This is a genomic window from Pseudescherichia sp. (assembly GCF_031998825.1).
In the GTDB taxonomy this organism is placed as follows: Bacteria; Pseudomonadota; Gammaproteobacteria; order Enterobacterales; family Enterobacteriaceae; genus Pseudescherichia.
Genome location: NZ_DAMACX010000037.1, coordinates 1 through 21,099 on the forward strand (window position 1 = coordinate 1; position 21,099 = coordinate 21,099).

The 21,099-nt window shown below is 55.4% G+C and carries 21 protein-coding genes; 12 read left to right on the top strand and 9 right to left on the bottom strand.

The window, feature by feature from the left end; all coding sequences use genetic code 11:
• Positions 1–230: 230 nt before the first annotated feature.
• Positions 231–1,112, bottom strand: coding sequence for a CDF family cation-efflux transporter FieF (gene fieF, locus RTP97_RS15830; RefSeq protein WP_312213966.1), 882 nt, complete (start codon positions 1,110–1,112; stop codon positions 231–233).
• A 196-nt stretch (positions 1,113–1,308) separates the two neighbouring features.
• Here fieF and RTP97_RS15835 point away from each other — a divergent pair, with 196 nt between their 5' ends.
• Positions 1,309–1,785 carry a DUF3757 domain-containing protein gene (locus RTP97_RS15835; RefSeq protein ID WP_312415347.1) on the top strand — a complete coding sequence of 159 codons (477 nt, stop codon included), beginning with the start codon at positions 1,309–1,311 and terminating at the stop codon, positions 1,783–1,785.
• A 115-nt stretch (positions 1,786–1,900) separates the two neighbouring features.
• Here RTP97_RS15835 and RTP97_RS15840 read toward each other — a convergent pair whose 3' ends face one another.
• The 3 genes from RTP97_RS15840 to cpxP form a co-directional block, all read right to left on the bottom strand.
• A complete protein-coding gene (locus tag RTP97_RS15840; RefSeq protein WP_312415350.1) occupies positions 1,901–3,016 on the bottom strand; it encodes an XRE family transcriptional regulator in 1,116 nt (371 codons plus the stop codon).
• A 10-nt stretch (positions 3,017–3,026) separates the two neighbouring features.
• Positions 3,027–3,623: a hypothetical protein gene (locus RTP97_RS15845; protein WP_312415352.1), complete on the bottom strand. Its 597-nt coding sequence runs from the start codon at positions 3,621–3,623 to the stop codon at positions 3,027–3,029.
• Positions 3,624–3,899: 276 nt separating this feature from the next.
• Entirely contained in the window at positions 3,900–4,397 is a 498-nt protein-coding gene (gene cpxP, locus RTP97_RS15850; RefSeq protein WP_312415353.1) for a cell-envelope stress modulator CpxP, read from the bottom strand.
• Between the two features lie 150 nt (positions 4,398–4,547).
• Between cpxP and cpxR the strand changes: the two genes are divergently transcribed.
• Positions 4,548–5,246 carry an envelope stress response regulator transcription factor CpxR gene (gene cpxR, locus RTP97_RS15855; RefSeq protein ID WP_312415355.1) on the top strand — a complete coding sequence of 233 codons (699 nt, stop codon included), beginning with the start codon at positions 4,548–4,550 and terminating at the stop codon, positions 5,244–5,246.
• Positions 5,243–6,616 (top strand): envelope stress sensor histidine kinase CpxA, encoded by a 1,374-nt coding sequence (gene cpxA, locus RTP97_RS15860; protein ID WP_312213970.1) that lies wholly within the window; start codon positions 5,243–5,245, stop codon positions 6,614–6,616. Before cpxR ends, cpxA begins: the two co-directional genes overlap by 4 nt.
• Before the next feature lie 32 nt (positions 6,617–6,648).
• Here cpxA and yiiM read toward each other — a convergent pair whose 3' ends face one another.
• The 4 genes from yiiM to rhaS (RTP97_RS15880) all read right to left on the bottom strand — a co-directional run bounded on the left by yiiM (position 6,649) and on the right by rhaS (RTP97_RS15880) (position 9,921).
• Positions 6,649–7,329 (bottom strand): 6-hydroxyaminopurine reductase, encoded by a 681-nt coding sequence (yiiM, locus tag RTP97_RS15865; protein WP_409455955.1) that lies wholly within the window; start codon positions 7,327–7,329, stop codon positions 6,649–6,651.
• A 70-nt stretch (positions 7,330–7,399) separates the two neighbouring features.
• Positions 7,400–8,020 carry a superoxide dismutase [Mn] gene (gene sodA / locus RTP97_RS15870; protein ID WP_312213973.1) on the bottom strand — a complete coding sequence of 207 codons (621 nt, stop codon included), beginning with the start codon at positions 8,018–8,020 and terminating at the stop codon, positions 7,400–7,402.
• A 129-nt stretch (positions 8,021–8,149) separates the two neighbouring features.
• Positions 8,150–9,004, bottom strand: coding sequence for an HTH-type transcriptional activator RhaR (rhaR, locus tag RTP97_RS15875; RefSeq protein ID WP_312415358.1), 855 nt, complete (start codon positions 9,002–9,004; stop codon positions 8,150–8,152).
• 80 nt (positions 9,005–9,084) lie between these two features.
• On the bottom strand, positions 9,085–9,921 hold the full coding sequence (gene rhaS / locus RTP97_RS15880; RefSeq protein ID WP_312415360.1) for an HTH-type transcriptional activator RhaS: 837 nt from the start codon (positions 9,919–9,921) through the stop codon (positions 9,085–9,087).
• 300 nt (positions 9,922–10,221) lie between these two features.
• Here rhaS (RTP97_RS15880) and rhaB point away from each other — a divergent pair, with 300 nt between their 5' ends.
• The 9 genes from rhaB to rhaM all read left to right on the top strand — a co-directional run bounded on the left by rhaB (position 10,222) and on the right by rhaM (position 19,971).
• Positions 10,222–11,691: a rhamnulokinase gene (rhaB, locus tag RTP97_RS15885; protein ID WP_312415361.1), complete on the top strand. Its 1,470-nt coding sequence runs from the start codon at positions 10,222–10,224 to the stop codon at positions 11,689–11,691.
• A complete protein-coding gene (rhaA, locus tag RTP97_RS15890; RefSeq protein ID WP_312415362.1) occupies positions 11,688–12,947 on the top strand; it encodes an L-rhamnose isomerase in 1,260 nt (419 codons plus the stop codon). Before rhaB ends, rhaA begins: the two co-directional genes overlap by 4 nt.
• Positions 12,948–13,002: 55 nt before the next feature.
• Entirely contained in the window at positions 13,003–13,833 is an 831-nt protein-coding gene (rhaD, locus tag RTP97_RS15895) for a rhamnulose-1-phosphate aldolase (protein ID WP_312415364.1), read from the top strand.
• An 85-nt stretch (positions 13,834–13,918) separates the two neighbouring features.
• Positions 13,919–14,905, top strand: a complete 987-nt coding sequence (rhaS, locus tag RTP97_RS15900; protein WP_312415366.1) for a rhamnose ABC transporter substrate-binding protein — start codon at positions 13,919–13,921, stop codon at positions 14,903–14,905.
• A 69-nt stretch (positions 14,906–14,974) separates the two neighbouring features.
• Positions 14,975–16,477 carry a sugar ABC transporter ATP-binding protein gene (locus RTP97_RS15905; protein ID WP_312415369.1) on the top strand — a complete coding sequence of 501 codons (1,503 nt, stop codon included), beginning with the start codon at positions 14,975–14,977 and terminating at the stop codon, positions 16,475–16,477.
• Positions 16,477–17,481 carry an ABC transporter permease gene (locus RTP97_RS15910; RefSeq protein ID WP_312415371.1) on the top strand — a complete coding sequence of 335 codons (1,005 nt, stop codon included), beginning with the start codon at positions 16,477–16,479 and terminating at the stop codon, positions 17,479–17,481. Before RTP97_RS15905 ends, RTP97_RS15910 begins: the two co-directional genes overlap by 1 nt.
• Positions 17,478–18,482, top strand: a complete 1,005-nt coding sequence (locus tag RTP97_RS15915) for an ABC transporter permease (RefSeq protein WP_312415373.1) — start codon at positions 17,478–17,480, stop codon at positions 18,480–18,482. The genes RTP97_RS15910 and RTP97_RS15915 overlap by 4 nt, the downstream gene beginning before the upstream one ends.
• A 29-nt stretch (positions 18,483–18,511) precedes the next feature.
• A complete protein-coding gene (gene fucO / locus RTP97_RS15920; RefSeq protein ID WP_312415375.1) occupies positions 18,512–19,660 on the top strand; it encodes a lactaldehyde reductase in 1,149 nt (382 codons plus the stop codon).
• Entirely contained in the window at positions 19,657–19,971 is a 315-nt protein-coding gene (gene rhaM, locus RTP97_RS15925; protein WP_312415377.1) for an L-rhamnose mutarotase, read from the top strand. The genes fucO and rhaM overlap by 4 nt, the downstream gene beginning before the upstream one ends.
• Positions 19,972–20,008: 37 nt before the next feature.
• Here rhaM and RTP97_RS15930 read toward each other — a convergent pair whose 3' ends face one another.
• A complete protein-coding gene (locus RTP97_RS15930) occupies positions 20,009–20,947 on the bottom strand; it encodes an Abi family protein (RefSeq protein WP_312415379.1) in 939 nt (312 codons plus the stop codon).
• Positions 20,948–21,099: the final 152 nt, after the last annotated feature.

Genomic DNA, 21,099 nt, shown 5'->3' on the forward strand with positions numbered 1-21,099 from the left:
CTTGTCAACACACCGATTTTCTTAATCATGACTACCTCTGAACTTAGGAATGCAAAATAAATTCTTGCCCGAAGCGACGCCCTGGGGAGTGAATAGCTATGCTGCGCATAGTATATCAATCTCTCCCGGCTGAATTGATTCAGGTCAGACCAAATGGCGGTAATTTATACACAAAATGCTGGTCTGGCTCACTTTATTACACCTTGTAATCGGGTCTCTACGCAGGAGACTCATCCCTGGGGTACTACGGAACAAGGATCCTGATGGATTATCACATCAGAACCCGGAAAACGGCGCAAAATTGCCTCTTCTACCTGCTCGGCCACAAGGTGCGCCTGAACAAGCGGGAGGTTATCGTCCATTTCCAAATGAATCTGAATAAAGCGGGTCGGCCCTGACTGCCGCGTGCGAAGATCGTGTGCCCCACTGACGCCAGGCCAACGGGTAACGATAGCGATTATTTCCTGCCGCTCCTCATCGGGCAGGGCGCGATCCAGCAGCGACTGCACCGCTTCATACCCCATGCGCAGTGCGCTATAGAGGATATACGCCCCGATTCCCAGCGCAAAGAGCGCATCCGCCCGGTGCCAGCCATACCAGGACAGGCCCAGCGCGACGAGAATAGCGCTATTCATCATAACATCAGACTGATAATGAAGCATATCGGCGCGCACGGCCTGGCTTTGCGTTTTTCGCACTACCCAGCGCTGAAAAGTGACGAGGATCACAGTACATACCAGCGCAACCAGGGTCACGATGATGCCAATCTGCGGCGCATTCATCGGCTCCGGACGAGCAAGGTGCTGAATACCGGTTAAAAAGAGAAACAGCGCCGAGCCGGAGATAAACATGCTCTGCGCCAGCGCCGCCAGCGACTCGGCCTTGCCGTGCCCGAAGGTGTGCTCATCATCTGCTGGCTGTAGCGAATAGCGCACCACCAGCAGGTTGGTCAGCGAGGCGGCGATATCCACCAGTGAATCCACCAGCGCCGCCAGCACGCTCACCGATCCGGTGTACCACCAAGCAAAAATTTTAATTACCAGCAGCAACGAGGCCATTACCGTTGCGGCAATAGCTGCCCGGCTTACTAGCCGTCCATACATTTGATTCATACGTACTCCTGCCCGGACACAGCGGGTAGTATAACGCATGCCCCTGCCGCACTAACCTAAAAACCTCATTAAAAGCGACGCATTTTTGAAAATAGTTGTTTATTTTTAAACGGTTACAAAAAACTACTTTCTGTAATCTTAATTTGTCACGTCATTCCACCCTACTAAAACAGTGAACAAAATTGAGGACTTCACCATGAAGCTATTTTCATTTTTTCTTTTACCGGTAATGCTTATTTCTACCGCTGCCTCTGCTTCGCCGCTCAAGCAATCAGACCCTGTCCAAATGCGCTGTCCGCAACCGCAAACCATTAGTTATGCGAATTATATTTATACCGCACCGGTGACGCTGCCTGGCTGGGAGGGGAGCTGGAATTCGCAGCCGCACAGAGAGCAGAGCGTTGAGCGCTTTGTTAACGCTCTCTATTTCGCTAAGAATGATGTGAAGGAAGGCGTGCTGGTTAACTGTACCTACGCGCTGGCAAACGGTATGCAGATTGACCTGGCCTACAGTCGTAAAGGCGAAGAGAAAGTGCTTAGTAATCTTATTGTCTCGATTGAAGGCAACGCCAACTGGACGCCGGAATCATCCTCTGCGACAGAGCGATTTTACGATTGCGATAGCTCGACAGAAGCCTGCGGGTTTAAGGCCATTAAGACGGTTTATCAGTAACTTTTCCTGGCTCCTTATCACCGCCGGGTAAATCCAGGGCAGAAAAACGTCCTTCATGGAGAGGAGGATAGAAATAAAAAAGATCCCACCATGTTGGGATCTTTTCTGCTGTCAATTATGCCTGTCTGAAACGATACGCTGATAAGGACACTACATTTCCAGAAACATGCTCAGACTCTAGCTCTGCTAAAAGCATATCACTCGATAACTCTTTGAGTATTGCCGGTGTAATACATAAGCGGTGAGCAAGTGAATCCATACCAATGGATATATCATTTATTAAGCATTTCATTGCCTTTTGAAAAAGCTCAGGCGTCTCTTGTGGGATCAGACAATCCTCTTTTTCATCTATCGCCTCTCCCTTACGTTTCAAACCAAAAAATGCCGTTTTATATTGAGCATCAGTGAGAAGAGATAGCTGATGAGCACGGTAAATAATTGCAGCCTTACTGACTTTCCACGTCAATTTAAACTGACTAAGCCCCTGCCAATCAATACGGCCCCCAATAGGGCGAGGAAAATATTTTGCCATCGCTGAGCGGGGCAGTAACAAGGCCGACGCAAAACGGTTAGCTTGTGATTCTGTAACTCTATCTCCTGTAGAAACCCCTTCATGAAGTATTAGATGAGCCACTTCATGAGCAATATCAAAGCGTTGACGACAAGGTGATTTCTTCGCAGTATTTCTTACAATGAATGGTCGGCTTAGAGGCACAGAAAGTGCATCTACATCATCAGAAACAGAATCAAAAGAAGTTACAAACGCTCCTAACTTTTCAGCTAAGCGAGTCATATTGTCTATCGGCCCAAAACCTAATCCCCAATCAGCACGGCATTTTTCTGCCGCTTTTTCTATGTCTTCTTGAGTTTGCACTCTCAGTTCAGGGAACCTGACGGGTGGTAAATTCAGGTACTCATCAAAAATCTCAATCAGACGCCGATACAATTCGGCTTTGGCGAGCGTCGCCCATTTTGTTGCCATACGTGTAGAGCTACGCTTGCGGAAGTGAACGAGCTCTTCATTCACTGGTGACTGCTCTTGCATCTCAAAAAACTCAGGCATGACCAGCAAGACGGCAGCTAATTTATTTGCAAGCTCAGGAGTAGGAGCAGCCGAGCCAGATTCAAGCCGCTGTATGTACTGACGGGTCTTCTCGACCCGCTCAGCAACTTGCTCCAATGATAACTCGTGATACAGACGAGCTAACCGCAAATTAGAACCGTTAAACACTTTTCACCTACTATTCATTATCTCTGTCCTTTTCCTTCTTTTCAGGAACAGAAGGACGGATATCATCTAACTCTATTTTGACTGCTTCTGGTGGAGTCTCGTCGGTAGAATGCAATACTGCCATCCGCTCATCGCCATATGTCCACTTAGATACAATCTCATCTAGCATGTTATAACCGACAAAATGAACGCGCGCTCCTTCGCCTTCAAATTCAGGCTTTTCTACCACGAAACGATGCAGTGTTGGTACTTCTAATTCTGGCTCGAAAAGTTGATCAACCTCATTTCTACGATAGAAACCTGGTTTTTTAGGACTCTCTGGATCATCAGCAAAGAAACGCACTGGTATATCATCGATTTCAAAAGTGATATCCATTCCAGCATGTTTAAGATTCAACCACTTATGTTTACCATTGAGACATAGTGCTAAGAGCATCTGTCTTTGCCGTCCGAAAGTACATGTCCCCCTGGTGTAGTTATCATCAAATGAGGTAGAAAGTTGCTGATACGTTTGATCTAAAACGGTAAGTAACTCTTCAGCGATGATAGATAAACGTTCTTCATTCAATTGTGGATAAAAGTGCCAGGGCAATTTGTAGTTAGTCATCAACCAAGCCTCTCCGTGCAAAAAGTTAATTTTGTCAACCGGGATGTTGGTGCAAATGACATAATCTGTCAACCAGCACCTGTTGATTTCTACAGTCTTATTCAAAGAGTGAGAGAAATGTCAAAAATCTATTTACCACGGTTTAACGGCGCAATAATTAGTAAGTCTTTGACTTATAATATTTTTTATGAGTGACAAATAAAAAAAACCCCCTCATCATGAGGGGGAAGACAGGGATGGTGTCTATGGCAAGGAAAACAGGGTTGTTACTGGTTACTACTTACTACCGGTACTACTGCTAGATAGCGTTAGCGGGGATCCCTGCTGCAATTTTGCAACGTCACGCAGCTGGTCGATCCGCTGTTGGTGCTTGTCATGTAAAACCGCCTGTTGCTCTGGCGTGAGCAGGTGATACATCTGGTTGCGGACCCGGGCCATTTCGACCTGGCGAGCAACCTGCTCCTGCGCCATTTTTTCTGCCTGAGCACGCACGGCGTTTTCATCAAAATTTTCTGCGGTCACAAGGTCATGCATCGCCTCGATTTCGCTAACATTAACAGGGGGCAGCTTATGCCTCGCCTGCTGCATCAAATCACGCAGTTGCTGGCGCTGATGCTCGGTTAAACTGATGCCGTCAAACATGTGGCTCTGAGTGCTGCGCGGCGCAAGCTCTTCAGATGCGTGCCAGTTATCGCCTGTTACAACTTCAGCTGCGTGGCCAACGGTACTTAACGCCAGCGTTGAGGCCATGACGGCAGCGGTAACAATGCGCATCACTTGCTCCCAAAATTGTTTGTGTCGCCAATCAACTGAACTCAGTCTACGATTCAGGCTGCAAACTAGCGTCAGGGGGTGTAAAACAACGTAAAGTCATGGATTAGCGAGCCTTGATGACGTAATTTCTGCCTCGGAGGTATTTAAACAATGAATAAAATTTTGTTAGTTGACGATGACCGAGAGCTTACTTCCCTTTTAAAGGAGCTGCTCGACATGGAAGGCTTCAATGTGCAGGTTGCCCATGATGGGGAGCAGGCGCTCGACCTCCTGGACGACAGCATCGATCTGCTTTTGCTCGACGTAATGATGCCAAAGAAGAACGGTATCGATACCCTTAAAGAGCTACGACAGACACACCAGACCCCCGTCATTATGCTGACGGCGCGCGGTAGCGAGCTGGATCGCGTTCTCGGCCTTGAGCTGGGCGCGGACGACTATCTGCCTAAACCCTTTAACGATCGCGAGCTGGTGGCCCGTATCCGCGCGATCCTGCGCCGTTCGCACTGGAGCGAGCAGCAGCAGAACAGCGATAACGGCTCACCGACCCTGGAAGTGGATTCCCTAAGCCTGAACCCAGGCCGTCAGGAGGCCAGCTTTGACGGCCAGTCGCTGGAGCTGACCGGCACCGAGTTCACCCTGCTCTACCTGCTGGCGCAGCATCTGGGCCAGGTGGTCTCCAGGGAACACCTCAGCCAGGAAGTGTTGGGTAAACGCCTGACGCCGTTCGATCGCGCAATCGATATGCATATCTCTAACCTGCGCCGTAAGCTGCCGGAGCGTAAAGATGGTCATCCATGGTTTAAAACGCTGCGCGGACGCGGCTATCTGATGGTTGCGGCTTCATGATAGGAAGTTTGACGGCACGCATCTTTGCTATTTTTTGGCTGACGCTGGCACTGGTGCTAATGCTGGTATTAATGGTGCCCAAGCTGGACTCCCGGCAAATGACGGAGCTGCTGGATAGCGAGCAGCGCCAGGGCATTATGATTGAGCAGCACGTTGAGGCGGAGCTGGCCCTCGATCCACCGAACGATCTGATGTGGTGGCGGCGGCTGTTTCGCGCGATTGATAAGTGGGCACCGCCGGGGCAGCGTCTGCTGCTAGTGACCAGCGAAGGCCGGGTGATCGGCGCTGAACGCAGCGAAATGCAGATCATTCGTAACTTTATTGGTCAGGCGGATAACTCCGACCATCCGCAGAAGAAGAAGTATGGACGGGTAGAGCTGGTAGGGCCGTTTTCCATCCGCGACGGGGAAGATAACTACCAGCTCTACCTCATCCGTCCTGCAAGTAATTCGCAGTCCGATTTTATCAACCTGCTGTTTGACCGGCCGCTCCTGCTGCTGATTGTTACCATGTTGATCAGCTCCCCGCTGCTGCTCTGGCTGGCGTGGAGCCTTGCAAAACCGGCGCGTAAGCTGAAAAACGCGGCGGACGAGGTCGCTCAGGGTAACCTGCGCCAGCATCCGGAGCTGGAAGCCGGGCCGCAGGAGTTTCTTGCTGCCGGGGCCAGCTTTAACCAGATGGTCAGCGCCCTTGAGCGGATGATGACCACCCAGCAGCGCCTGCTCTCTGATATCTCCCACGAGCTGCGCACGCCGCTAACGCGTCTACAGTTGGGCACCGCCCTGCTGCGCCGCCGCAGCGGTGAGAGCAAAGAGCTGGCCCGCATTGAGACCGAGGCGCAGCGTCTCGACAGCATGATCAACGATCTGCTGGTGATGTCGCGCAACCAGCAGAAAAATGCGCTGGTGAGCGAGACCGTTAAGGCCAATCACCTGTGGAAAGACGTGCTGGATAACGCCGCGTTTGAAGCCGAGCAGATGGGCAAGTCCCTTACCGTCAACTTCCCGCCGGGGCCATGGCCGCTGTACGGTAACCCAAACGCGCTAGAGAGCGCGCTGGAGAATATCGTGCGTAACGCCCTCCGCTACTCGCATACGAAGATTGAGGTGAGCTTTGCGGTGGATAAAGAGGGCGTAACGGTTAACGTTGACGATGATGGTCCGGGCGTTAGTGCGGAAGATCGCGAGCAGATTTTCCGCCCGTTCTACCGTACTGATGAGGCACGCGACCGTGAATCTGGCGGCACCGGGCTGGGACTGGCGATCGTTGAGACGGCTATTCAGCAGCATCGCGGCTGGGTTAAAGCCGACGATAGCCCGCTGGGCGGCTTACGCTTAACCATCTGGCTACCGCTGCATAAGCGGTCGTAGTTTAACGCCGGGTGGCGCTGTGCTTACCCGGCCTACGGTTTCCTGCCCCACAGTCTGGGCGCAAAACTCTCAATCTCGCCGCTCAGGCGTCGTTTCTGCATGGTTCTGGCCCAGCTCACCGAGAGACCGGCGGCAGAGAGCAGGCGGTGGTACTGCTCGTCGTCAAACGGCAGGTGCCAGGCGATAGCCGCTGCCTCATAGACGCTCACCTCGCTACAGCGGGACACCAGCTCAAGGGGCGCATCGCCGGAGACGCTGCCCGGGGCAATCACCCGGTAGAGCCAGCCCGTGCGGCCGCTCTCCTGCATCAGGGAGGAGAGATCGTGGATGGCAAAATGGTAGTTAACTTTGAAGCAGGGGGAGCGCGGCTGGGTGACCTGAATCAGCGCCTCACCCCAGCGAAAGATATCCCCGATGTAGACGTTCTGCTCGGTCAGCCCCTCGGTAGAGAGGTTCTCGCCAAAAGCTGGAGCAACAAAGATATCCGCCTGCTCAGGAAACGCATTTGCCCAGTGGCGGTAGTGCTCGCGCGGATAGTGGCACAGCGCACGATCCGGCCCGCCGTGGATCTTCTTCTCGGCCTGCTCATCGCCTGCAAGCCCCAGCTCGGTTAGCGTCAGTTCACCGTTAACCTGCACCTTGGCAATGGCGCTTGGCCGACTGCCCTCATAATCCCTTACTTTACCTGTAAAAACGTTAACCTGATGGTGCATCGCAGCGCCTTCCCCCCGATACAAAAAAAGCGAGTCATCAGACTCGCTTTTCACCGGAAGCAATGCAACCTTATTTTTTAGCAGCGAAACGGGCAGCAGCTTCGTCCCAGTTTACCACTTCCCAGAATGCCTTGATGTAGTCCGGGCGTTTGTTCTGGTATTTCAGGTAGTAAGCGTGCTCCCACACGTCCAGACCCAGGATCGGGAAGCCGGATGCGCCAGAAACAGCTTCACCCATCAGCGGGCTATCCTGGTTTGCGGTAGAGACAACGGCCAGCTTGTCGCCTTTCAGTACCAGCCAAGCCCAGCCGGATCCGAAGCGGGTTGCCGCTGCTTTCTCGAACTCTTCTTTGAATTTCTCAACGGAGCCGAAGTCACGCTCGATAGCGGATTTCAGTTCACCCTGCAGGGTAGTGCCGGTTTTCAGGCCCTTCCAGAACAGGCTGTGGTTGGCGTGGCCGCCTGCGTTGTTGCGCAGTACGGTTTTCTTATCAGCCGGAACCTGATCCAGTTTGGCGATCAGCTCTTCTACCGGCAGGTTAGCCAGCTCCGGCAGGCTTTCCAGCGCAGCGTTAGCGTTGTTAACGTAGGTCTGGTGATGTTTAGTGTGATGGATTTCCATCGTCTGCTTATCGAAGTGCGGTTCCAGTGCATCATAAGCGTACGGCAGTGATGGCAGTGTGTAACTCATAATCATCTCCATTAATTGTCGGGCGGCGATACTGTTAACGCCGCGTAAGCAGTTGGTTCATTATAGTTAATTAAGTAGTATTGAAAATGTTTATCAATGCCGTAGTTTTTATATGGTTATAACCTTTTGTTATGTGCCCGTGAACGCCCTGCTGCGGTGCCGCCACTGGCTAGGGGCCACGCCGGTTTCACGGGTAAAAACCACGGAAAAATAGTTGCTGTCTTCAAAACCACAGCGTGTCGCAATTTCACCGATCATCAGCTCGCTATGCTGGAGCAGATACTGGGCATGGCAGATGCGCAGCTGGCGCAGATAGTTGTTGATTGTCATGCCGGTCTGGGTACGAAACTGCTGACGTAGTGTACGCTCACTGCACTGATTTTGCTCGCAAAATTGCTCAAGAAAAAAGGCACGGTTGAGGCTGCTGGCCAGGGCGGTGATGAGCTTATCCAGCAACGCTTCGCTGCTGGTCGCCGAGAGGTTGTCAGTCGCGTAGCGATGGCGCTTCAGGGTTAATACAAGCTGGGCAAACAGGGTTTCTGCCAGCGGATCGGAGAGCGGATCGGTTTTAGCGCTCTCGTGCTCCAGCTGGCTAATCACCTGCCGTGCCTGAGCCATGCCGCTGCTGCCAATGCGCCAGTAGGGTATTGGCTCCCTACCGTCCAGGCCTGGAATATGCGCGGCCCAGTCAAGGTTAAGCGTCAGCCGCTCCGGGCAGTAGATGATGTTTTGCAGCACCAGATCGTTTACCGAGGCGTAGGCGTGACGGTCCTCGGCGCGGATATAGAAGAGATCGCCTCGGGTAATTCGGTAAGGACGATCGTTAAGGATATGCAGGCCGTTGCCGCGCCAGACCAGCACCAGCTCGTTAAACTCGTGGGAGTGCTCAGCAAAGACATTCTGCGGATAGCGATCGGCCACCGCGACCGCCTGCCCAGGCCTGGCAAAAAAATCCTCTCTTCGCAGAATTAACTGACCTGCCACAGCGTCACCTCAACAGCCCTCAACCTTCTATATTTAGCTGTTTTTTGGCAAGAAAACGGTGATTGTCTTCTCGTTTATAGCTATTGCAGCGGCGTGTCCCGACCCTGGCGGATCTCCCGCGGTGACCAGCTAAACTCCCGACGAAAAAGCGTCGAAAAGTGGTTGCTGTCGCCGAAACCGCAGCGAAACGCGATATCAGTAACGCTCTCGTCGCTGTGGCGCAGCAGATGGCGGGCCTTAATCAGACGCAGACGGTTGAGGTAGCGCTGCGGCGTCATGCCCGTATGCTGTTTCAGCTGGCGGTGCAGCGTACGCAGAGAGAGCGAAAAGCGGTTGGCAAGGGACTCCCAGCAGATCTCATCCGCGAAGTGATCCTCCAGCCACGCCATCATCTGGTTCAGGCGGGCATCGTTATTAACCGCTCCCTCCTCAAGGCTGCTTTTACGCAACAGTACCAACAGCTGCATAAACAGGATCTCCCGGCTGGCAAGGGCCGCGGTCCCCTCCTCCTCGCTGCTCTGCTCCATCTGGCTCACAATCTGCCGCACCCGCTGTAGCGCCCCCTGATTAACCCGCCAGTGTGAAGGGTAGTGTCCGTCCTGCTCCTGAGGCAGCAGCTGATTAAGCCCCGCCAGGAACTGGAAAGCCTCCGGCGAGCGGTAGAGCACGTTGGTCAGACAGAGATTATCCGTATGCTCGTAAAGATGCCTGTCATGGTCGCGTATAAAGCAGACGCTGCCCCCGCTAATGGAGTAGGGCTGGCCGTTAAAGACGTGAATGCCCGTGCCATGCTCAACGATAACAATCTCATGGAAATCATGGTGATGTTCAGGAAACGCTGACTGGGGAAGGCGCGGCTCGATAGCCACAGGCGTTTTACCTGACGGAAAAAAATCCACGCTGTGTAGTACGGTCATGATGGCTTCCTGAAATGGAGAACATGCCGAAAATAGTAATGAAGGGCTGACAATCCCACCTTGAATTTTTGACGCCAAAGCGCGCAAACCCGGTCACTTTTTTAAGAAACGGTGGGAAAGATCGGGAAATGCGGCTGATGTCACATCCGCTGCGAGAGGCGTCATTGCCGGGAATTGTGAACGCTATCACGTTCATCTTTGCTTTCTTGCCAGCGCCTGATTTCGTCTGTCCATAGCAAGAAGGTGCGCCGCGGAAGGGATTCTTAGACTGTCTGTAATGACTCTCAGAAGGACTGCACTATGACCTTTCGCCATTGTGTCGCGGTCGATCTCGGCGCATCCAGTGGACGCGTAATGCTGGCGTATTATGACAGCGCACAGCGTACCCTGTCGCTGCGTGAAATTCACCGCTTCGTCAACTGCCTGCAAAACGTGGACGGCTTTGCTACCTGGGATATCGATAGCCTGGAAGATGAGATTCGCCTTGGGCTAAACAAGGTCAGCGAGCAGGGCAGTCAAATAGACAGCATTGGCATCGATACCTGGGGCGTGGACTATGTGCTGGTTGATAAACACGGTCAGCGTGTCGGTTTGCCGGTGTCATATCGCGACGGTCGCACCCATGGCGTGATGGCAAGCGCTCAGGCGCAGCTCGGCAGAGAGACCATCTACCAACGCAGCGGCATCCAGTTTCTGCCGTTCAACACGCTGTACCAGCTGCGCGCCTTTGTCGAGCAGCAACCAGAGCAGGCGGCGCAGGTGGCTCATGCCCTGCTGATCCCGGACTATTTCAGCTTCCGCCTGACGGGCAAGATGAACTGGGAGTACACCAACGCCACCACCACCCAGCTGGTGAATATCACTAGCGATGACTGGGATGACGTCCTGCTGGCCTGGACCGGGGCTAACAAAGCCTGGTTTGGCCGCCCTACCCAGCCGGGCAACGTGATCGGTCACTGGCGAAACCCACAGGGCAATGAGATCCCCGTCGTGGCCGTCGCCAGCCATGATACCGCCAGCGCGGTGATCGCCTCGCCGCTGAGCGACGCGGACAGCGCCTATCTCTCCTCCGGCACCTGGTCCCTGATGGGTTTCGAGAGCCAAACCCCTTACACCAACGAGGCAGCGCTGGCAGCCAATATTACTAACGAGGGCGGTGCCGAAGGGCGCTACCGGGTGCTGAAAAATATCATGGGCCTGTGGCTGCTGCAGCGCGTATTGAAAGAGCAGAACGTGACCGACCTGCCCGCCCTGATTGCCGACACCGAGCGGCTTACGCCGTGCCGGATGCTGATCAATCCCAACGATGAGCGTTTTATTAACCCGGACAACATGAGCGCCGAGATCCAGGCCGCCTGCCGCGAGTCAGGCCAGCCGGAACCAGCCACCCATGCTGAACTGGCGCGCTGCATCTTCGACAGCCTTGCCCTGCTCTACGCTAACGTGCTTGGCGAGCTGGCCGCGCTGCGCGGCAGGCCGTTTAGCCAGCTGCATATCGTCGGCGGCGGCTGCCAGAACCGTCTCCTTAACCAGCTCTGCGCCGACGCCTGCGGCGTCACCGTGGTGGCTGGCCCCGTTGAAGCTTCGACGCTGGGCAATATCGGTATTCAGCTGATGACCCTGGGCGAGCTGAGCAATATCGACGCTTTCCGCCAGGTCGTAACGGCCAATTACGATCTGACAACCTTTATTCCACAACCTGAGAGTGAAATTGCCCGCCACGCTGCGCAGTTTCAAGCCAAACAACAGAGAAAGGAGCTTTGCGCATGACCACTCCAATTGAACAAGCCTGGGAACTGGCTAAGCAGCGGTTTGCCGCGGTAGGCGTTGACGTTGAGGAGGCGCTGCGCCAGCTCGATCGCCTGCCGGTTTCCATGCACTGCTGGCAGGGCGATGACGTTGCCGGGTTTGAGAACCCGCAGGGCGGCCTGACCGGCGGCATCCAGGCCACCGGCAACTACCCTGGCAAAGCGCGCAGCGCGCAGGAGCTGCGGGCCGATCTGGAGCAGGCCCTGAGCCTGATCCCAGGGCCAAAGCGCCTGAATCTGCATGCCATCTACCTGGAGTCAGAGACGGCGGTGGAGCGTAACGCCATCCGGCCCGAGCACTTTAAAAACTGGGTAGAGTGGGCAAAAGCGCAGAAGCTGGGCCTGGACTTTAACCCCTCTTGCTTCTCACATCCGCTGAGCGCCGATGGGTTTACCCTCTCCCACGCCAACGATGAGATCCGCCAGTTTTGGATCGACCACGTTAAAGCCTGCCGCCGCGTCTCGGCGTACTTTGGCGAGCAGCTGGGCACGCCGTCGGTGATGAACATCTGGGTTCCGGATGGCATGAAGGACGTCACCGTTGACCGCCTCGCCCCGCGTCAGCGCCTGCTCGCCGCGCTGGATGAGGCCCTGAGCGAAAAGCTGAGCCTGGAGCATCACATCGATGCCGTAGAGAGCAAGCTGTTCGGCATCGGTGCGGAGAGCTACACCGTCGGCTCGAACGAGTTTTACATGGGCTACGCCACCAGCCGCCAGACTGCGCTCTGCCTGGATGCGGGGCACTTCCACCCGACGGAGGTGATCTCCGACAAGATCTCCGCCGCCATGCTCTATATCCCGCGCCTGCTGCTGCACGTCAGCCGCCCGGTGCGCTGGGACAGCGACCATGTCGTGCTGCTGGATGACGAAACCCAGGCCATCGCCAGCGAAATCGTCCGCCACGATCTCTTTGACCGGGTGCACATCGGCCTCGACTTCTTTGATGCCTCTATCAACCGTATTGCCGCATGGGTGATCGGCACCCGCAACATGAAAAAGGCCCTGCTGCGCGCCCTGCTGGAGCCGACCGACCAGCTGCGCACGCTGGAGGCCGAGGGCGATTACACCGCCCGCCTGGCGCTGCTGGAAGAGCAAAAATCGCTGCCGTGGCAGGCGGTATGGGAGATGTACTGCCAGCGCCACGATACCCCAGCAGGGAGCCAGTGGCTCGACAGCGTGCGGGCGTATGAGAAAGAGATTTTAAGTAACCGTAAATAAACAGTAGGCCGGGTAAGCGCAGCGTCACCCGGCATTTTTAAGGAATACACAGACTATGCAGAACATACAAAATTCATGGTTCGTTCAGGGGATGATCAAAGCCACCTCTGACGCCTGGCTGAAGGGCTGGGACGAACGCAACGGCGGCAACCTGACCCTGCGCCTGGACGACGCGGATATCGCCCCGTTTGAGGCCGAGTTCCACGCCAGCCCGCGCTATATCGCTCTGAGCCAGCCGATGCCGCTGCTGGCCAATACGCCGTTTATCGTCACCGGCTCCGGCAAATTCTTCCGCAACGTGCAGCTCGACCCGGTCGCTAACTTAGGCATCGTTAAGGTCGACAGCGACGGCGCGGGCTACCACATTCTCTGGGGGCTGACTGATGAAGCGGTTCCCACCTCCGAGCTGCCGGCGCACTTCCTCTCCCACTGCGAGCGCATCAAGGCCACCGACGGCAAAGACCGGGTGATTATGCACTGCCACGCCACCAACCTGATCGCCCTCACCTATGTGTTGGAAAACGATAGGGATGTGATCACCCGCAAACTGTGGGAAGGCAGTACCGAATGCCTGGTTGTGTTTCCTGACGGCGTTGGCATTCTGCCATGGATGGTCCCCGGCACCGATGAGATCGGCCAGGCCACCGCCGGACAGATGTCGCGCCACTCGCTGGTGCTGTGGCCGTTCCACGGCGTCTTCGGCAGCGGTCCAACGCTGGACGAAGCCTTTGGCCTGATCGACACCGCCGAGAAGTCTGCCGAGGTGCTGGTGAAGGTCTACTCGATGGGCGGCATGAAGCAGACCATCACTCAGGAGGAGTTGATTGCCCTCGGCAAACGCTTTGGCGTCACCCCGATGGCCAGCGCACTCGAGCTTTACAAATAAGAACATCGCGCCCCGCTCATTGAGACGGGGCGAAGCCACACCTGCAAGCCCTACAAACTAACTCAATATCAGTGGAGTAAAAGCAATGAGAATAAAGACAAGCTTGATCCTCACCGTTGCCGCTCTGGCGTTGTCCGGTTCCGCATTAGCAGAAGTCAAAATTGCCCTGGTTGCAAAATCCCTCGGCAATGGTTTTTTTGAGGCAGCGAACGTCGGTGCCCAGGAGGCGGCCAAAGAGTTAGGAGATGTTAAAGTCATTTATACCGGCCCAACCACCACCACGGCAGAGGCGCAGATCGAAGTGCTGAACGGTTTGATCGCCCAGGGCGTGGATGCGATCGCCATCTCGGCGAACGATCCGGACGCCGTTGTGCCAGTGCTGAAAAAAGCGATGCAGCGCGGGATTAAAGTCGTCTCGTGGGACTCCGGCGTGGCCAAAGCGGGCCGCCAGATCCATCTCAACCCGTCAAACAACGCTCTGATTGGTGAAACCAACGTTAAGCTTGCCGCCGAGGCGCTGAAGGCGCTGAACGTGGAGAAGGGCGACGTGGCGATCCTCAGCGCGACGCCAACCTCGACCAACCAGAACATCTGGATTGAAGAGATGAAAAAGGTGCTGCCGAAGTACCCCTCTGTCAACCTGGTGACGGTGGCCTACGGCGATGATCTCTCCGATAAGAGCTACCGCGAAGCGGTCGGGCTGCTGAAAACCTACCCGGATCTGAAGGTAATTGTCTCTCCCTCCTCAGTAGGCATCGTGGCCGCCGCCCAGGCGGTGAAGGATCAGGGCAAGATTGGCAAGGTGTACGTCACCGGATTAGGCCTGCCGTCTGAGATGGCAGGCGCGGTGAAGTCCGGCGCAACCAAGAGCTTTGCTATCTGGAACCCGATCGATCTGGGCTATGCCGCCACCTATCTGGCTGACGATCTGGTGAAAGGCACGGCGACCAAAACCGAAGCCAATATGGGCAAGCTTGGCAAGGTGAAGCTGGATGCTGACGGCAGCGGCGCGATGGCTGAGCCGTTCGTTTACGATGCCAGCAACATTGATAAGTTTTCCAAGATTTTCTGATGTGGATTGTATGCCGGATAAGCGTAGCGCCATCCGGCATACAAAGTCCCCCCGTGATGGAGAACTATCATGACCCCACTGCTTCAGCTCAAGGGGATCACCAAGGTGTTCCCCGGCGTGCGCGCCCTTGAGAACGTACAGCTTGACCTCTGGCCTGGCAAAGTCACCGCGCTGATTGGTGAAAATGGCGCAGGCAAATCCACGCTGGTCAAGGTGATGACCGGCATCTATCAGCCTGAAGAGGGTGAAATCCTCTATAAGGCGATCCCCATTCAACTTCCCACGCCGGAATCCGCCCATCGGGTCGGCATCACGGCGATCCATCAGGAGACCGTGCTGTTTGATGAACTGTCGGTGACGGAGAACATTTTTGTCGGCCAGTACCTCTATACGGGCTTTTTGAAAAAGCTCGACTGGCCCGCCATGCACCAGAAGGCGCGGGATATCCTCGCCCGTCTCGAAGTGCAGATCGATCCCCATGCGACCCTGAAAACCCTGAGCATCGCCCAGCGTCACATGGTCGCCATCGCCCGCGCCCTCTCCTTTGATGCGCAGGTGGTGATCCTCGACGAGCCCACCGCCGCGCTCTCCCAGCATGAGATTCTGGAGTTCTACCAGATCGTTGAGCGCCTGAAGCAGGAGGGTAAAGCGATCCTCTTTATCTCCCATAAGTTCGATGAGATTTTTGAGCTGGCGGATCACTACACCATCCTACGCGACGGGGTGTACGTCGGCTCCGGGGCGATGAGTGAGATCAGCGAAGAGCGGATGGTGGCGATGATGGTAGGCCGGGCCATTACCCAGACCTACCCCAAGATCGCCTGCGATCCTGGCGAAACGGTGCTGGAGGTGAAGGATCTCTGCCACCCCACCGAGTTTGCCCACATCAGCTTTACCCTGCGCAAGGGTGAGATCCTCGGCTTTTACGGGCTGGTCGGCGCAGGCCGCACCGAGCTAATGCAGGCCCTCTCCGGCGTATCGCGTCCCTCTTCCGGCGAGATCGTGCTTAACGGCAAAGCGGTGCAGTTCCACCAGCCTGCGGACGCCATCCGGGCCGGTATCGTCTGCGTGCCGGAGGAGCGGCAGAAGCAGGGGGCGATTATTGCCCTGCCCATCGCCCAGAACATCAGCCTGCCGCAGCTCAGCAAGCTTAACCCGAACGGCGTGCTGCACGACGACCGGGAGTGGCAGCTTGCCGATGAGTATGCCCGACGGCTTCAGGTCAAAGCGTTCAGCTGGAAACAGCCGGTAGAGACGCTCTCCGGCGGCAACCAGCAGAAGGTGGTGATCGGCAAATGGCTCGCTACTCACCCTGACGTCATCATTCTCGATGAGCCGACCAAAGGCATTGATATCGGCTCGAAGGCCGCCGTACACCAGTTTATGTCCGAGCTGGTGGGCCAGGGGCTGGCGGTGATCATGGTCTCCTCGGAGCTGCCGGAGGTGATGGGCATGGCCGACCGGATTGTGGTGATGCACGAGGGACGGATGGTGGCCGAATATGCGGCGGGCGAAGCCACGGCGGAGACCATCGTCAGCGCCGCCAGCGGTGCGAAACAGGAGGCTGCATAATGTGGCAACAACTGCTTAAAAACCGCGAGGCGCTGCTGGCCGCGGTGATCGTCCTGATGGTACTGGCTATCGGCAGCCGTGTGCCGTCGTTTATCGCGCCCGGCAACCTGGCGGAGATTTTTAACGATACCGCGATCCTGATTATTCTCGCCCTCGGCCAGATGATGGTGCTGCTGACCAAGGGCATCGACCTGTCGATGGCCGCCAACCTGGCGCTGACCGGCATGATCGTCGCCCTGCTCAACTTCCACCATCCTGATATTCCGGTCTGGGCGCTGCTGATTCTGGCGACCGGCCTTGGACTGGTGATGGGCATGATCAACGGCCTGCTGGTGTGGAAGATGGGTATTCCAGCGATTGTGGTCACCCTCGGCACCATGAGTATCTATCGCGGCATTATCTTTCTGCTCTCCGACGGGGGCTGGATCAACTCCCACCAGATGAGCGGTGACTTCCTTGCTCTGCCGCGTACCAGCGTGCTGGGGCTGCCGCTGCTGAGCTGGTGCGCCATCGCCGGGCTGCTGCTGGTGGGCTACTTCCTGCGCTACAGCCGCACCGGGCGGGCGCTCTATACCGCGGGCGGCAACGCCACGGCGGCGTACTACACCGGCATTAACGCCGGAAAAATGCAGTTCGTCAGCTTCTGCCTCTCGGGGGCGCTGGCCGGGTTCTGCGGCTACCTGTGGATCTCCCGCTTCGCCGTGGCCTATGTCGATGTCGCCAATGGCTTTGAATTACAGGTGGTGGCCGCCTGCGTGATCGGCGGGGTCAGTACCATGGGCGGCACGGGCCGCGTGCTCGGCTGTTTGTTTGGCGCGCTGTTCCTCGGCGTCATCAACAACGCGCTGCCGGTGATCGGTATCTCGCCCTTCTGGCAGATGGCCATCTCCGGCACGGTGATTGTAATAGCGGTTCTGCTTAACGAGCGCGGCAATAAACGCAAGGGACGTCTGATCCTGCGTGACGCAGCGCTGGCCCGACAGAAACAGGCGGTGAAATCATGAGCAAAATGTTAACTACTGACGGGGTGGGCAACACCCCCGCAACGCTGCCGCTGCTGAAACGGCTCCTGTGCTGGGAAGGCTTTTTACTCGCCGTCACGCTGCTGGTGTTTTTAATTAACGCCTTCGCGTCGCCCTACTTCCTTGATATCTGGAACCTCTCCGACGCCACCTTTAACTTTACCGAGAAGGCGATCATCGTGCTGCCGATGGCGATGCTGATCATCGCCCGGGAGATTGACCTGTCGGTGGCCTCCACCATTGCCCTCAGCTCTACCGTTATGGGTTTTTGTGCCCAGGCGGGAGTCGATACGCCGCTGCTGGTGATTGTGGGGCTAGGCGTGGGCCTGCTGTGCGGGCTGTTCAACGGCCTGCTGGTGACGCGGTTTAACCTCTCCTCCATCGTCATCACCATCGGCACTATGAGCCTCTATCGCGGCATTACTTACATTCTGCTCGGCGATAAGGCATTGAACGACTATCCCGAAAGCTTTGCCTGGTTCGGTCAGGGCTACGTCTGGGGAGCGCTGTCGTTTGAGTTTGCGCTCTTTATCGTGCTGGCGGGCATCTTCGCATTCGTGCTGCACCGCACTAACTTTGGCCGCCGCACCTACGCCATCGGCAATAACCCCACCGGGGCGTGGTACTCCGGCATCAACGTTAAGCGCCACAACCTGCTGCTCTTTGCTCTCGTGGGGCTGATGGCCGGGCTGGCCTCGGTGCTGCTCACCTCGCGCCTCGGCAGCACCCGTCCCACCATCGCTACCGGCTGGGAGCTGGCGGTGGTCACTATGGCGGTGCTGGGCGGAGTCAATATTCTCGGCGGCTCCGGCAGCATGGTGGGCGTGATTATCGCCGCCTTCCTGATGGGGCTGGTGACCTTTGGCCTGAGCCTGCTCAACGTGCCGGGCATCGTGATGTCGATCATCATCGGCGCGATGCTGATTGTGGTCATCTCCCTGCCGATCATCACCCGCCGGATTTTGCAGCGAAGACGAATTTAAAAAATCACAGTAATTAACGGAGATCTATCATGAGCTTTATGTTGGCACTGCCTAAAATCAGCCTGCATGGCACAGGCGCAATTGGCGATATGGTTAATCTGGTAGCAGACAAGCAGTGGGGCAAGGCGCTGATTGTCACCGACGGTCAGCTGGTTAAGCTGGGCCTGCTCGACAGCCTGTTTGCCGCCCTGGATGCGCACCAGATGCCATACCATCTGTTTGATAGCGTCTTCCCTAATCCCACCGAGGCGCTGGTGCAGGAGGGCTACGCGGCCTACCAATCGGCGCAGTGCGATTACATCATCGCCTTCGGCGGCGGCAGTCCGATTGATACTGCGAAAGCGATAAAAATCCTTACTGCCAACCCTGGCCCCTCAACCGCCTACTCCGGCGTCGGTAAAGTCGTTAACGCTGGCGTGCCGCTGGTCGCCATCAATACCACCGCCGGTACGGCGGCAGAGATGACCAGCAACGCGGTGATCATCGACTCGGCGCGTCAGGTAAAAGAGGTCATTATCGACTCCAACATCATTCCGGATATCGCCGTGGACGATGCCAGCGTGATGCTGGCGATCCCGGCAGCGGTCACTGCCGCCACCGGTATGGATGCCCTGACCCATGCGATAGAGGCGTTTATCTCTGTCGGCGCACATCCGCTGACGGATGCCAACGCGCTGGAGGCAATCCGTCTGATCAACCTCTGGCTGCCGAAGGCGGTCGATGACGGACAAAATATCGAAGCACGGGAGCAGATGGCCTTTGGCCAGTATCTGGCGGGGATGGCGTTTAACAGCGCCGGGCTGGGCCTGGTGCACGCCCTGGCGCATCAGCCGGGAGCGACGCATAACCTGCCTCATGGCGTCTGCAACGCGATCCTGCTGCCGATTATCGAAAACTTTAACCGCCCACATGCGGTGGCGCGCTTTGCCCGCGTCGCCCAGGCGATGGGGGTCGATACCCGCGGCATGAGCGACGAGGCGGCAAGCATGACGGCCATCCAGGCGATTCGTGATCTTAGCGCCCGCGTCGGGATACCCTCCGGCTTCAGCCAGCTTGGCGTGACGAAAGAGGATATTGAAGGCTGGCTGGATAAGGCGCTGGCCGATCCGTGTGCCCCCTGCAACCCGCGTACCGCCAGCCGCGACGAGGTGCGTGAACTCTACCTGGAGGCGTTATGATCCGTAAGGCCTTTGTGATGCAGGTTAACGCTAACGCCCACGAGGAGTATGAGCGCCGCCATACTCCCATCTGGCCCGAGCTGGAGGCGGTGCTGAAAGATCACGGCGCACATCACTACGCTATCTACCTCGATAAGGCACGTAATCTGCTGTTTGCTACCGTAGAGATCGAGTCCGAAGAGCGCTGGAGCGCAGTTGCTAATACCGACGTCTGCCAGCGCTGGTGGAAGCATATGCGCGATGTAATGCCAGCTAACGCCGATAACAGCCCGATCAGCGCCGAGCTGAAAGAGGTGTTCTATCTGGAGTGATAGGTTGCCAGGTGACATTATCCTATGTCGCCTGGCTTTAGCGTATAGTTCGTAACCCATACACTGTATTATTATTCCTCCAAATTATGGTTTCATTTTTTTGTTTCGCCTGCCAACAATGCGTTTCTATAACATGCATTTGTTCGGGAGTCATAGAACAGAACGGCTTTGTATAACGATAAATAGCTAACTCATCGAGCGAACAAACCCGTCTTGCATTGTCAAATAAACCAACTTTTCTCATTATATTCAGAAGATTAATATCAAGAGCTTCGATAACAAGTTCGATTTTATTTATCTTCTCTCTGATAGTATCGATTGCGGCTCTTGCATTATTCACGTTAGGTGATTTAACCCATAGAGGCTCATGATGAGAAATCCGATTCCTGTACTCTCTCAGTTCAAAAATAAGATCGGTTAAATTTTTTCTAACCCTTTGCTGATTGGGATTGATTTTTGCATAATTTATAAAAACTTTACCTAATGATTTGGGCCATAAATAACGTTGGTTTTCAGCTGGGACTGGGGAGCTATATTCATTGTTTAACACATGGTGCCAGGTACTAAAATCAGTTGCCGCAATGATTTGATCGTGTGTCCACACCGGAACTTGCAGGTGTTCCACACGAGTACCGCGCCTGCGCCGCCTCTCTTTTTTAAGCCATTCACGTGTTAAGCAATCTTTGGCTTTCTCAATATTCTTGTGAAAATGACAATCACCTCGGTCTCTGGTGCTTTGTATTCTCTCCCACCATCGCTCCCCAAATCGTGCCCTGGCTTCTTTATCTATAGCATTTCTTAATGATATTTCCAGATTCTGCAAGAGCGGATAAATAGATGCCGCCGCATGCTGGGACCATATATAAATACCATAAAGTTCGCATTCATCGACACTGCGAAACGTTATACGATAACTTCCAAGCCTTACCGATGAGATTAACGATATAATTGGGGAATAATTAGCAGCTTGCGGCATTTATGCTTGCTCCGTTAGCGATGTGCTGAAGCATACCACATAGGTGCAGAAGACGTTGACGGCGATAAATGCACCCTTTAGTATCCACAATTAACAGCCTGTACTGTCTACTTCCCCTTTAATAGGTTCTGGTTGCGTACACCATAGGCAAA

Coding starts and splice junctions, on each gene's coding strand:
- fieF (WP_312213966.1), bottom strand. CDS start 1,112: ATGAATCAAATGTATGGACGGCTAGTAAGCCGGGCAGCTATTGCCGCA.
- RTP97_RS15835 (WP_312415347.1), top strand. CDS start 1,309: ATGAAGCTATTTTCATTTTTTCTTTTACCGGTAATGCTTATTTCTACC.
- RTP97_RS15845 (WP_312415352.1), bottom strand. CDS start 3,623: ATGACTAACTACAAATTGCCCTGGCACTTTTATCCACAATTGAATGAA.
- cpxP (WP_312415353.1), bottom strand. CDS start 4,397: ATGCGCATTGTTACCGCTGCCGTCATGGCCTCAACGCTGGCGTTAAGT.
- cpxR (WP_312415355.1), top strand. CDS start 4,548: ATGAATAAAATTTTGTTAGTTGACGATGACCGAGAGCTTACTTCCCTT.
- cpxA (WP_312213970.1), top strand. CDS start 5,243: ATGATAGGAAGTTTGACGGCACGCATCTTTGCTATTTTTTGGCTGACG.
- yiiM (WP_409455955.1), bottom strand. CDS start 7,329: ATGCACCATCAGGTTAACGTTTTTACAGGTAAAGTAAGGGATTATGAG.
- sodA (WP_312213973.1), bottom strand. CDS start 8,020: ATGAGTTACACACTGCCATCACTGCCGTACGCTTATGATGCACTGGAA.
- rhaS (WP_312415360.1), bottom strand. CDS start 9,921: ATGACCGTACTACACAGCGTGGATTTTTTTCCGTCAGGTAAAACGCCT.
- rhaB (WP_312415361.1), top strand. CDS start 10,222: ATGACCTTTCGCCATTGTGTCGCGGTCGATCTCGGCGCATCCAGTGGA.
- rhaA (WP_312415362.1), top strand. CDS start 11,688: ATGACCACTCCAATTGAACAAGCCTGGGAACTGGCTAAGCAGCGGTTT.
- rhaD (WP_312415364.1), top strand. CDS start 13,003: ATGCAGAACATACAAAATTCATGGTTCGTTCAGGGGATGATCAAAGCC.
- rhaS (WP_312415366.1), top strand. CDS start 13,919: ATGAGAATAAAGACAAGCTTGATCCTCACCGTTGCCGCTCTGGCGTTG.
- RTP97_RS15905 (WP_312415369.1), top strand. CDS start 14,975: ATGACCCCACTGCTTCAGCTCAAGGGGATCACCAAGGTGTTCCCCGGC.
- RTP97_RS15910 (WP_312415371.1), top strand. CDS start 16,477: ATGTGGCAACAACTGCTTAAAAACCGCGAGGCGCTGCTGGCCGCGGTG.
- RTP97_RS15915 (WP_312415373.1), top strand. CDS start 17,478: ATGAGCAAAATGTTAACTACTGACGGGGTGGGCAACACCCCCGCAACG.
- fucO (WP_312415375.1), top strand. CDS start 18,512: ATGAGCTTTATGTTGGCACTGCCTAAAATCAGCCTGCATGGCACAGGC.
- rhaM (WP_312415377.1), top strand. CDS start 19,657: ATGATCCGTAAGGCCTTTGTGATGCAGGTTAACGCTAACGCCCACGAG.
- RTP97_RS15930 (WP_312415379.1), bottom strand. CDS start 20,947: ATGCCGCAAGCTGCTAATTATTCCCCAATTATATCGTTAATCTCATCG.